We start from the raw sequence: 12756 nt of genomic DNA, 5'->3' as shown, positions 1-12756 counted from the left end.
TTATGTCACCCTCCTAAAGCGGCGCATAATAAACTGCGAAATGATGTTCATAATAAAAGTAAATAAGAATAACGTTGCGCCTACAGCGTACATGCTGTAATAAGTAATTGTTCCATGCGGAGCATCACCTAAACTCACTTGCACAATATAAGCTGTTAGCGTTTGAATAGATTGTGTCGGATCGAGCGATACGTTCGGCGTAGATCCCGCTGCAATTACAACGATCATCGTTTCACCAATTGCTCTGGAAGCAGCTAATATGATCGCTGCCATAATCCCTGTAAAAGCCGAAGGAAACACGACTTGTTTTACCATCTCAAACCGAGTTGCTCCAAGTGCTAACGAAGCTTCTTTCGTTCCTTTCGCTACAGCTCTCATCGCGTCTTCAGATAGAGATGCAATTGTAGGTATCATCATAAAGCCAATAACAATACCTGGACTAATCGCATTAAAAAACTGTAAATCTGATATAATCCGTTGTAAAAGCGGTGTGACAACTGTTAATGCAAAAAAACCATATACAATTGTCGGGATACCTGCTAATAGTTCTAACATCGGTTTTAATACTTTCCTTGCACCGTTTGAAGCATATTCGCTTAAAAATACGGCACAGGCTAAACCGATAGGAATTGCGACGAGCATGGCAATTCCTGTTACAAGGAACGTTCCACATATAAGTGGTAATATACCGAATTTAGGATCTTCAAAAAAAGGTAACCATTCTTTTCCCGTCAAAAAGGAGAGTAATGGTATTTTTTGAAAAAACATCAATGTTTCATTTGCCAATGTGAAAATAATTCCAAGTGTCGTTACAATAGACACGCTAGCAATTATTTTTAGTAATAATGGAACGATTCGATTGATTCGCTGCGTTTTTTTTCTTTGTTTTGTATTTCTTTCAATCAAATGTTGCACAGAAAATGTAATTTGACTTTTGTCATTATGAGCCAAAGATGAAAACCCCTTTCCACCCTGACATTACCTTTTTATTTCTGTTAACATCCGCAGCTGTTCATTGTATTTTTCTTTTGGTAATTTTACATATCCAACCTCTTCAGCGAGATCACCCACATGCTGAATCATAAACTCAATATAATTTGCTACATTCATTTTATTTCGGATAGATGCATCATTCACATAAGCGAATAGCGGCCTAGATAATGGCTTATACTTACCTGATTGAATAGTATCTTTCGTCGGAAGTACACCATTCACTTTTATTGCTCTCACCTTATCTCGATTGGCCATATAATAAGCATATCCTACAAAAGCAATGGCATTTTTATCATTCATTACCCCTTGCATAATAACTTGATCATCTTCAGACAAAGAGACTCTTTTTACAATGCGACTATTTTGTAAGATGACATTTTGAAAATAATCATACGTACCAGAGTCTACACCTGGCGCATAAAACTTCACCTGTTCACGTGGCCATGATGAATGAATTTGTGACCATCGCTTTTCGCTTCCATCTTCACTCCATAATAGACGTAACTCGTCTACCGTCATATCGTCTACCCAAGTATTTTGGCGATTCACAACAATCGTAAGGCCATCGTAAGCGACTTCAAACGGTGTAAACTGAATGGAGTTTTTCTTCATTTCATTTTCTTCCACTTGTTTCATTGCTCTCGAAGCATTATTTATATCTACTTCTCCTTTACTGAAACGATTAAATCCTCCTCCTGTTCCAGAAACACTGATGGAAATTTTCACGTTTGGATGCACCTTTGTATATTCCTCCGCTACCGCTTCTATAATAGGAAAAACTGTTGAGGATCCATCAACTCTCACTTCCCCCATTTCATTCACAGCAAATGCAGTAGACGTGCCAACATAAAGGAAACATGTCGACAGTATGAAAACTTTAATCGATGCACTTATCCATTTCACGTGTTCTTCCTCCTAGAAGTAACCGGAAATAACAGGATTACAGATATAAGAATACTGCTAAACTATTAATTCGGTTTTAATTGTTTGTAAAAGTTTTGTAAAGTTCCACAAGAATCAACATTAAGTAAAAATTTAATCCGTAGCCATTGTTCATCTTCACTGATGATTGGTCCATAAAACCGTTATCCTCCAGAAAGATGCACAAGTATCATTTATGAGGCCCTTGATTTTCCGATATGATATGCTTGTCCACTTTATTAAAACGTATGCGTGAACCATAAAAAAAAGCACACTATCTTTTCAGATAGTGTGCTTTTTTACAACTTCTTTATTCATCATCTTGCTTTTTATTTTTATTTTTCTTATCTATTTCCTCTTGTGTAGCTTCGCCATTTTCTACTTTTTTCAAATCAAAGTACGCATCCATAATGTCACGGCTAATATAACCGTTAATACCTGATTTATCATCTACCCAAGGTACAACAACAGAAAATGCTACTTCAGGGTCTTCAAGTGGCGCATAACCTACTAACGTTAAGTTATATGTCTCTTTACGTTCATTTTTTGCATTTCTACCAATCTCTTTATCTCCGCCATACACAGTTTGGGCTGTACCTGTTTTACCAGCAGCTTTATATGGTGCACCTGCAAAGTATTTCGCAGCTGTACCACCAGACTCATTAAATACTTGTCTAAATCCTTCCTGAACGCGTTTAATTTGTGATTCAGGCATATCAATACGATTTAGTACTTTCGGTTCCATTGAATGAACCACTTTTCCAACTTCGTCTGGTTTCACTGCCGGTTCACGAATTTCTTTTACAACTTGCGGCTGCATACGATAACCACCATTTGCAATTGTCGAAACATATTGTGCTAATTGAAGTGGTGTATACGTATCATATTGTCCAATTGATAAATCTAATAGGAAACCTGGCTGAGTTCCTTTACCTGTTTGACCCGCAGATTCATTCGGTAAATCAATACCGGTTTTTACGCCAAGTCCAAACTGTCCGAAATAATAACGCATCGTATCAAATGCTTTTTGTGGTATATCTAACGTACCACCTCTCACATATGGAACACCTGCGATATTCATCGCTGTTTTAAACATATATACGTTAGAAGACATTTTTAATGCTGTCAGATCATTAATATATCCCATCGTCTTCCAAGAAGATTTTTTCGGCGTTCCTTTCAATACGATTGGCTCATCGAGTTGAACTGAACCTGGTTGAATCGCATTTGTTTGATATCCTGTAAGTACTGTCGCACCTTTTACAGTTGATCCCATCGGATAAGAGCTTGTCATCGTTCCTAATGCGAAATCTTGCACTTTCGTTTCGCCATTTTCTTCCACTAACTGTTTCCCTGCCATAGATAAAACTTCACCATTTTTTGGATTCATCATTACAACGAATGCACGATCTAAAAGAGGTTGTCCCCCTTTATATCTCAATAAATTTTTAGTGATAATTTCTTCTACACGCTTTTGTAATTCCATATCAATTGTTAAATTCAGATTATTACCACTTTGTCCTTTTGATACATTAATCGTTTCTAAAATATTACCGTTTTTATCTGTAATATTTTTCACTTCTGCTTTATTACCGTGCAAACTATCTTCATATTGCTGCTCAAGATAACTTTTTCCTACGCGGTCATTTCGATTATAATCACGAACAAGATAGTAATCTAGTCTTTCTCTAGGTAAACCTTCATCAGACGTTGACACCCCGCCAAGTACACTTCGGAATAAATCATCATAAATATACTTTCGATCCCAATCAACATTCGTATCTACGCCCGGTAATGCTGCTAGATTTTCACTAATAATCGCGTATTCTTGTTCTGTAGCATCCTTTTTAATGACTTGTGGCGTCATCGCATATCCGCCGTCCATTTTGCTTTTAATTGCTAGCACTTCTAAATCTTTTGCGGATAATTGATTCACTTCTTCTTCTGTCACGCGATTTCGTTGACGCTCATCTAATTCTTTATCGTCAATTTTTTTATCTTTTAACTCTTGAAGATCTTTATTTGTAATTTTTTCTTTAGCTTCCTCTTTATGCATAGCAAGCCAATAATCTTTTTTATCGCGATCTGTTAATTTATCTGTCGGTACTTCAATCAAATCTGCTAGCTTTTCCGCTGTTTCTAAGCGAGCCTCTGCAGTTGACCCTTTCATTTTTGTAAATGTAATCGTACGTACAGCTGCATTATCTACTACAGCTCGTCCATAACGGTCAAATATTTTCCCACGTGGTACAGGATTACTTATCGTCGAGTTCTCTTTCCTCTCCACTTCATTCTTATATTCCTCACCGCGAACAATTTGTACATATCCAAGCCTTACAATAACCGCGGAGAACAATAAAAACACGCAGAAAAACAGCACGTTTAACCGAAAAGGAACGTGAGTCTTTTTCTTTTGTTGTTTCTGCTTCTTGCTCATACAAACCCCCTCTACCAACAGCTATGTAATGTGAAAGGGACACCTTCATACAGGTGTCCTCACTGCTGTCTTACATCTTTTTCTATTCTAGCATAAAACAACCGAGAAGTTAACCTTCTGGTTCTGTTTGATTCTGCGCAGTCGCTTGCGTTACAACACTTGTTTTACTCGCATTTCCCTCATCATATTTGACATTTTTAACTGCAAAATAAATAAGGAAATGTCCTGCACCTAAAATACATAATAAGTAAGGTAAACTTTTTTCAGGCGGAAAGAATAGTACAGCACATAAAAAACTTAAAATCGAGCAAATTCTTCCTGCATTTAACCATAATTCCCGGACAACTACATACTCTACACGCCACTCTCTCGCATTTTTCGCTCTGCCAATTACATCATATGTCATGGAGCCATACGGAACGAGCAAAATAGGGTATGCAATTGCAATACACGCTGCATAAATAAGTAATTTTGTGTATGTAACGTTGAATATAACTAAAAATACGACAGCATATAAAATAATGCCTCCAAGCAAAATTGCTTTTTTCCGCCACTCTTTCTTTAACATACGGGTAACTAAATAGTAACACACAAATGATACAGCCGAATTTACTAAGCTATACTTCCCTAATGCGAGCTCACTATCAGTTGCTAAATACACGTACACGGAAATCACAAAAATAAATGTTCCCTCTCTCAGCCCTTGAAAAAAATGAGCACGTGTAATTCTCCCCCAATTTTTATCAATCTGCCGCTCTTTCAATACTTGTACAATTTCATACCGTCCTTCACATTCTCTCTTAGATACAAAAAAGCTTAAAATGACAGCAATTGCAAATAACAGTAACGAAAGAAAGAATATGACTGTATAGCCACTCCATTTTTCCATACGTGAAATTGTGTATCCAGCTGCTATCGGTCCAATCATGCCAGAGAAGGATGTAAGAAGTCCAAGAAACCCATTAAAGAAATCTCTTGTTTCTGGTTCTGTAATCTCAAATGTTAATAAGTTAAACGCGAGCCAGTAAAAACCATATCCGACTCCTAAAAGAGCCCCCATTAATAAAATATAGTGAGAAGCGCTTTTTCCCGCTACTAAAACAACGATAAAAAAAATTGCTAACGTGCCTACGCCTATTCGTAACAAGATTGAGCGATCAATACGTTTCGCTAATTTCCCACCTATAAGAAATGTGAGAGGCTGTAATACAACGCTGGCCAAATTATACAAGCCAAGATTCACATAATTTTGTGTTTGTTTCCATAAATAAATATTAACAAACGTATTCGATAAAGAAATTGCGAGCGTGTATAAGCCTCCAATAAGGAGCAATAACACTAAATCCCGATTCACTTCAACGTCACCAATTATATGTTTCCACTTCATACACAACTCTCCTTTACTTCATGTTCTAGTCTTCCAAAGACAAGCCCAATTATGTAAAAGGAAAGCATAGAAAAAAAGCTAGGAGCATTCTCCTAGCTTTTTTTCTATCGTTATTACAATTATTTTGCTTCTTGGTAACGTTTTTCAGCAGCGTTCCAATCTACAACGTTCCAGAATGCACCGATGTAGTCCGGACGACGGTTTTGGTAATTTAGGTAGTAAGCATGTTCCCAAACATCTAAACCAACAACTGGAGTTTTACCTTCAGTTAGAGGAGAATCTTGGTTTGGTGTGCTTGTTACTTCTAACTCACCATTGTTTACTACTAACCAAGCCCAACCAGAACCAAAGCGAGTTGCGCCAGCTTTTGCGAATTCTTCTTTGAATGCATCGAAGCTACCGAATTTCGCTTCAATTGCAGTTGCAAGTTCGCCTACTGGTTGTCCGCCGCCGTTTGGAGATAAGATTGTCCAGAAGAATGTATGGTTAGCATGTCCGCCACCATTGTTACGTACTGCTGTACGGATTGCTTCTGGTACTTCGTTTAAGTTTGTAACTAATTCTTCTACGCTTTTGTCAGCTAATTCTGCATGACCTTCTAAAGCAGCGTTTAAGTTTGTAATGTACGTGTTATGGTGTTTTGTATGATGGATGTTCATTGTTTCTTTGTCAAAGTGAGGCTCTAAAGCATCATACGCATAAGGTAAATTTGGTAATTCGTGTTTTGCCATTGTTATATTCCTCCCAGTTTATGTATTGCCACTTAAGTGACATACAACTTCATTCTACCCTAATTGCCATAGGGTGCAAACAAATAAATCACATTGTCTTGCTATCATTAAAGTAGCAAAATTCCCACTTCTTTTCAATTAAAATGCTCATATATTTCATAAAAAAAGCTCCCTTCTACAAGGAAGCTTCCTGCTGACGTAATAAACATGCGAAATGGATATGGACCCTGTAGGACTCGAACCTACGACCGGACGGTTATGAGCCGTCTGCTCTAACCAGCTGAGCTAAGGGTCCACAATTATGTATGTAACAATATATCAAATAAAGGAATTCCTATCGGATATATCCTTTAAGAAATGTAAGATAAATTTACCATATGGAAAAGAAAAGTGTCAATTGTATTTTTCTCATTTAAAAGAAGAAAATTAATAAAAAGAAATTTAGTTATCTCCACTATATGTAAATATAATATATCTTGAGATTCTCTAGATCCCTACGTTACAATGATTTTATACATACATAAAGGAAGTGAACCTATGTCCATATTTACCCAATTAGCAAAAAGCGTATATTCGCCTAAAGATATGGCGCTATTCCGTTTTCAAAAAATCGGAAAAACCATTTTGTATATTATGCTACTTTGTCTAATCACTACTATTCCAAGAACGTTCTTTTACGGTAGCTTTATCCAAGATAGTGTTACTATGGTAAATCAAGCAATTGAAAAAGATTTACCTGATTTTAAAATTGAAAATGGTGAACTAAAAGCTGATATTGAACAACCTATTCAAAAAGAAGAGGGAGATGCTCTTTTCGTATTTGATCCAAATACAACAGATATAGAACAATACCAAAATAAAACTGGTTTATTTATTTTAAAAGATAAAGTAGTTTCTATAGGAAATGGTCAAACACAAACATACTCCTACAATGATTTATTAGGAACATCTCTTGAGAAGAAAGATTTGCAAGATTTCATTTCTGTATTCGATAGTATTTATCCAATTTTATTAGCTGTTATCGGCGTGTTAGTATACCTATTCCAACTGTTTATTACTTTCTTAGGAATTACTTTACTTGCGTTTATAGGTTCTGCTATGAGTGGTCAACGTAAATTATCTTATAAGCAAGTATGGACGTTAACTGCTTACAGCTACACAATTCCAACCATCTTCTTTATGATTATGGATTCATTCAAAATTGTTGTACCTGGTTCAACATTCATTTATATCGCGGTTGTTTTAATTGTTCTATACTTAACGATTAAAGAAGTTCCCAAACCGAAAGAAAAATAATAACGAAAAAAATGCCTAAATAGGCATTTTTTTTTTGGACAAGCATATATTCCTAGCAAAGGAGTGAAGAATATGAAAAGATTAGGTGTATTCTTATTCGTGCTTGTTCTTGGTTATATATTTTATTACGATATAAAAATCGGCACTTTACCGATGTTAAGTTCATATAAAAAAACAACTGCAGCCCAAACGATAAAACAAGAAAGTACAGATACAAAACAACAGAAAGAGAACAAAGCAGAAAAAGAAACAGATGTCTCTTATAAAACAATTGAAGTCAAAACAGGTGAGACAGTTCTTTCTATTACTGAACAAATTAACAAGAAAAAAATCCCTTCTATTGAAAAGGTAATTGATGACTTTAAACAGCTGAACAAAAGTACATCTGCTACAAAAATACAAATTGGAAAGTCTTATAAATTCCCGTTATATCAATAAGCAATCACTTAATCCTTGTCAATTACATAAAGGCGCTGATACAATAGTAAAAGTGAAACCGAGCACTTCGGTTTCTATAGCCCTATGTCACGTATACTATCATTGATATAAGGGACTAAATAAGAAACTTCTTTTATAAGGAGAGCGATCTATTCGTGAATGAAATGACTCATCGTACAAAAACACGTCCAGTTAAAGTCGGTAATTTAACAATTGGCGGTAATAATGAATTAATTATACAAAGTATGACAACAACAAAAACACATGATGTTGAAGCAACAGTTGCTGAAATTAAACGTTTAGAAGAAGCTGGCTGTCAAGTCGTGCGTGTTGCTGTTCCAGACGAACGCGCGGCAAATGCTATTGCTGATATTAAAAAACAAATCAACATTCCACTTGTTGCTGATATTCATTTTGATTATCGCCTTGCTTTAAAAGCAATTGAAGGTGGCATTGATAAAGTACGTATCAATCCAGGTAACATTGGTCGTCGCCATAAAGTAGAAGCTGTTGTAAATGCAGCAAAAGAACGCGGTATTCCAATCCGTATCGGTGTAAACGCAGGTTCATTAGAGCGTCACATTTTAGAAAAGTACGGATACCCAACTGCAGATGGTATGGTCGAGAGCGCCCTACATCACATTAAAATTTTAGAGGACTTAGATTTCCACGATATTATCGTATCTATGAAAGCCTCTGATGTTAATTTAGCAATTGAAGCATACGAAAAAGCTGCACGTGCTTTTGATTATCCATTACATTTAGGTATTACAGAATCTGGAACATTATTTGCTGGAACTGTAAAAAGTGCCGCTGGTCTTGGAGCAATCTTAAATAAAGGCATCGGAAATACACTACGTATTTCATTAAGTGCTGACCCAGTTGAAGAAGTAAAAGTTGCGCGTGAACTATTAAAGTCATTCGGCCTTGCATCTAATGCAGCAACACTTATTTCTTGCCCAACTTGCGGTCGTATTGAAATTGATTTAATTAGCATTGCTAACGAGGTGGAAGAATATATCTCTACACTACAAGTACCAATTAAAGTTGCAGTACTTGGCTGCGCTGTAAATGGTCCTGGTGAAGCTCGTGAAGCTGATATTGGCATTGCCGGCGCACGTGGAGAAGGATTATTATTCCGTAAAGGGCAAGTTGTTCGTAAAGTACCAGAAGAAATAATGGTAGAAGAACTGAAAAAAGAAATCGACGTAATCGCTGCTGAAATGGCTGCTGAACGAGAAAAAGAAAAAGAAACACAAGAACAATAAAAAGAAGGTTGCCCACAACATTTGTGAGCAACCTTCTTTTCTACGTAAAAAAGCTCATCAGTTATATAACTGACGAGCTTTTACTTTGCACATTTTGGACAACGGCCGTATATTTCAAACTTATGACCTGTTACTTCATAACCGTTAAAATCTTTATTCATAAAATCCATCGGGCAGGAAGTAATCTCTTTCGTCCCTCCGCAATCTAAACAAATAAAATGATGATGATGTTCCATAATTGAACATGTAAAACGAAAATGTTTTTCACCGTTTAATTCCGTTTGTTCTAAAACACCGATTTCAGCAAACACCGTTAAGTTACGATAAATCGTATCAAAGCTAAGACCTGGATAATCATCCTTCATATGCTCTAAAACGTCTTTCGCCGTTAAATAACGATTGTGAGCTGCAAATAACCTGAGCATTTCTTCCCTTTTCCCAGTATGTTTGTATCCTTTATCTTTCATTAGGCGTAAAGCTTCTGTTAGATTCATATCTATCCCTACTTTATGCAGTTTTTTTCTTTTTCCATAAAATCGCACCAATTAAAATAAGAACTGCTATCATAACAATTGTACCACCTGGCGCTAGATTAAGTTGATATGAAGCAAACATTCCACCAATTACTGCAATTTCACCAAATAAAATGGAAAAGAAAATTGTTTGTTTAAATCCATTTGCAATACGAATACTTGCTGCAACTGGTAACGTCATTAATGATGATACGAGAAGAACCCCTACTACACGCATTGATACTGCAATGACAAGAGCAACCAATATAATGAAAATAAAGTGAATCCACTTTGCACTCAAACCAGTTGATACAGCATATTCCTCATCAAACGATAGTAAAAATAACTCTTTGTATAATAAAGTAATCGTTACAATAACAACAATTGCTACAATGCCGATGATTATTAAATCCGTACTTGTTACAGCACTTACACTCCCAAATAAGTAACTAAATAAATCTGTGTTAAATCCATTTGCAAGTGATATAAAAATAACACCAATCCCCATTCCTGCTGAAAGAATAATCGGAATTGCTAATTCTTGATAATGTTTATATACAGTACGTAATTTTTCGATTAGTAACGCCCCACCAATAGAAAAAACCATTCCCATATATAACGGATTTAAAAACCCCCCTGTGAAAATTGTTTTTTCTAGTAGCAAACTTGCAGCAATACCCGATAATGTCACGTGACTTAATGCATCCGCAATAAGCGACATACGGCGAATGACAACAAATACACCGATAAGCGGCGCAACAAGTCCTATTAAAATCCCTGCATATAAAGAGTTACGTAAAAAGTCATATTGTAAAAAATCTTGTATCATTATATCCTCCCGTGATGCCCATGCTCGTGTTCTAAACGATGAACATGATGTCCATATAAGACGGACATTTCCGCATCTTCTAACTCTCGGAACTTCTCAACATTTCCATGGAAATGTAAATGTTGGTTTAAGCATGCAACATGTGTTACTTTCTCAGTAACAGCTCCCATATCATGCGTAACGAGAATTAATGTGATTCCTAACCTTTTGTTTAAATCCTCTAATATCTCATAAAAACTTTCTACATTCTTCACATCGATTCCAACAGTGGGCTCATCCAAAATAAGTAATTCAGGATCACTAACGAGCGCACGAGCAATAAATACACGCTGTTGTTGTCCACCAGAAAGTTCTCCGATATTGCGCCCTTGAAACTCACTCATCCCTACATCAGCAATCGCTTTTTCTACTTTTTCCTTATCGTTTTTCGTAAAAAAGCGAAACAGCCCTTTTTTCGAAACGAGTCCCATTGATACAACTTCAAAAACAGTTGCCGGAAAACCAGAATTAAAGCTATTTGCCTTTTGCGACACATAACCAACTTTGTTCCATTCTTTAAACTTCTTACTATCAACACCAAACAAACGAATACTTCCCTGTTTTGGCTTTAAAACGCCTAATAAACATTTTAGCAAAGTTGATTTCCCAGAACCATTTGGCCCAACTAAACCTAAAAAAGCTCCCTTCGGAACTTGCAAATTAATATCTTCTAACACATTTCGATCTTCATATCGAAATGACAGTCCTTCTATTTCTAATATATTATTCATAGCATCTCACCTATTTTAATTCAGAATGATTCCGATTTATATCTATTTGAATTATAGTACAGCTTATTATAGTTGTAAACCAATCTGCCTAAAATATATCTATTTTTTCAAGAAACCTTACTATTATAACAAAAAGCAGAGAAAAATTCTCTGCTTTCGCAAAATATTCCTATAAAATGAAATCTTAATTAGATGAGGTCATCCCTTATCGATTATTTACCCTCAAATAGCAGGATACATGTTTTAGTGAATAGCTGATTTAAACTTACCACCATTTGTCTCTTGTGTACTCATAATCGTAACAAATGCATTTTCATCAATTTCATACACAATTGATTTCAGCTTTGTCACTTCCAGACGCGTTACAACGGCATAAATAACCTCTTTTTCTTTATCCGTGTAACCGCCTTTTGCTACAAGCTTTGTAGTTCCACGGCCAAGACGATGCAAAATCGCATTTGATACTTCCTCATATTGATCTGATACAATTAAAACTGCTTTCGTTTCATCTAGACCTTGAATGACTGTATCAATTGTTTTAAATGCAATATAGTACGTCATAACAGAATACATAGCTTGTTCAACACCAAATACAAATGCTGCCCATGCAAAAATAAATAAGTTCACAAACATTACAAATTCGCCAACAGAGAAAGGTAATTTTTTCGTTAATAAAATACCCATAATTTCTGTTCCGTCCATTGATCCACCATGACGAATAACGAGCCCTACACCAAGACCTAAAATAAGACCACCAAACACTGTCGCTAAAATGGGCTCTGTTGTAAATGGCGGAACAGCATGTAACGTTGATTCAATAAACGCTAAAGCTACAATACCGAACGCTGAAGATAGCATGAACGTTTTTCCGATTTGCTTATAACCTGAATACATAAATGGGATATTGAGAACAACGACTAAAGTAGAGAAACTTAACCACCAAATATTAGGAGTAAGATAATCTAATATAAGAGAAATACCAATAATTCCACCATCAATAATTTTATTTGGCATTAAAAATAGTTCAATCGCTACCGCTGCGCACGCTGCCCCAAAAATAATCATAACTAAACGATAAATAAGATGGATAACACTTTCTTTTCGATGTTGCTTTTGCTCCATAAGTCCTCCCTATACTCTTTTTCTATAGTTTTGTCCTTATATTATAACATAC

The 12756-nt window shown here is 35.9% G+C and carries 12 protein-coding genes and 1 tRNA gene; 3 read left to right on the top strand and 10 right to left on the bottom strand.

Translation table 11 applies throughout. The features are described 5' to 3' along the window. From pstC to FS742_RS12200, 6 genes are all read right to left on the bottom strand, one after another. The gene (pstC, locus tag FS742_RS12225; RefSeq protein ID WP_144612587.1) at positions 1-951 is read right to left on the bottom strand and encodes a phosphate ABC transporter permease subunit PstC; all 951 of its coding nucleotides are present in this window, start codon (positions 949-951) and stop codon (positions 1-3) included. 27 nt (positions 952-978) lie between these two features. Next, positions 979-1896 carry a phosphate ABC transporter substrate-binding protein PhoX gene (gene phoX / locus FS742_RS12220; protein ID WP_144612585.1) on the bottom strand — a complete coding sequence of 306 codons (918 nt, stop codon included), beginning with the start codon at positions 1894-1896 and terminating at the stop codon, positions 979-981. A gap of 328 nt (positions 1897-2224) precedes the next feature. Further along, on the bottom strand, positions 2225-4351 hold the full coding sequence (locus FS742_RS12215; RefSeq protein WP_144612583.1) for a peptidoglycan D,D-transpeptidase FtsI family protein: 2127 nt from the start codon (positions 4349-4351) through the stop codon (positions 2225-2227). A 109-nt stretch (positions 4352-4460) separates the two neighbouring features. After that, the gene (locus tag FS742_RS12210; RefSeq protein ID WP_144612581.1) at positions 4461-5738 is read right to left on the bottom strand and encodes an MFS transporter; all 1278 of its coding nucleotides are present in this window, start codon (positions 5736-5738) and stop codon (positions 4461-4463) included. Between the two features lie 119 nt (positions 5739-5857). Then, positions 5858-6469: a superoxide dismutase [Mn] gene (gene sodA / locus FS742_RS12205; protein WP_144612579.1), complete on the bottom strand. Its 612-nt coding sequence runs from the start codon at positions 6467-6469 to the stop codon at positions 5858-5860. A 221-nt stretch (positions 6470-6690) separates the two neighbouring features. Then, a tRNA-Ile gene (locus FS742_RS12200) sits at positions 6691-6764 on the bottom strand. A 242-nt stretch (positions 6765-7006) separates the two neighbouring features. Here FS742_RS12200 and FS742_RS12195 point away from each other — a divergent pair. From FS742_RS12195 to ispG, 3 genes are all read left to right on the top strand, one after another. After that, entirely contained in the window at positions 7007-7765 is a 759-nt protein-coding gene (locus tag FS742_RS12195; protein WP_048531197.1) for a DUF1189 domain-containing protein, read from the top strand. A gap of 72 nt (positions 7766-7837) precedes the next feature. Further along, a complete protein-coding gene (locus tag FS742_RS12190) occupies positions 7838-8203 on the top strand; it encodes a hypothetical protein (RefSeq protein WP_144612577.1) in 366 nt (121 codons plus the stop codon). A gap of 164 nt (positions 8204-8367) precedes the next feature. Further along, a complete protein-coding gene (gene ispG, locus FS742_RS12185; protein ID WP_002194540.1) occupies positions 8368-9471 on the top strand; it encodes a flavodoxin-dependent (E)-4-hydroxy-3-methylbut-2-enyl-diphosphate synthase in 1104 nt (367 codons plus the stop codon). 80 nt (positions 9472-9551) lie between these two features. On the opposite strand, the gene FS742_RS12180 is transcribed toward ispG, so the two are convergent. From FS742_RS12180 to FS742_RS12165, 4 genes are all read right to left on the bottom strand, one after another. Further along, positions 9552-9965 (bottom strand): Fur family transcriptional regulator, encoded by a 414-nt coding sequence (locus tag FS742_RS12180; RefSeq protein ID WP_001054512.1) that lies wholly within the window; start codon positions 9963-9965, stop codon positions 9552-9554. Between the two features lie 13 nt (positions 9966-9978). After that, on the bottom strand, positions 9979-10812 hold the full coding sequence (locus FS742_RS12175) for a metal ABC transporter permease (protein WP_000613828.1): 834 nt from the start codon (positions 10810-10812) through the stop codon (positions 9979-9981). Next, positions 10812-11582, bottom strand: coding sequence for a metal ABC transporter ATP-binding protein (locus FS742_RS12170; RefSeq protein WP_098374008.1), 771 nt, complete (start codon positions 11580-11582; stop codon positions 10812-10814). Before FS742_RS12170 ends, FS742_RS12175 begins: the two co-directional genes overlap by 1 nt. Before the next feature lie 243 nt (positions 11583-11825). After that, positions 11826-12704, bottom strand: a complete 879-nt coding sequence (locus FS742_RS12165; RefSeq protein ID WP_144612575.1) for a YitT family protein — start codon at positions 12702-12704, stop codon at positions 11826-11828. Positions 12705-12756: the final 52 nt, after the last annotated feature.

Origin of the sequence: Bacillus cereus (assembly GCF_007678085.1) — a bacterium.
GTDB classification, from domain to species: Bacteria; Bacillota; Bacilli; order Bacillales; family Bacillaceae_G; genus Bacillus_A; species Bacillus_A cereus_BE.
This window is presented reverse-complemented; position numbering and strand designations above follow the sequence as displayed.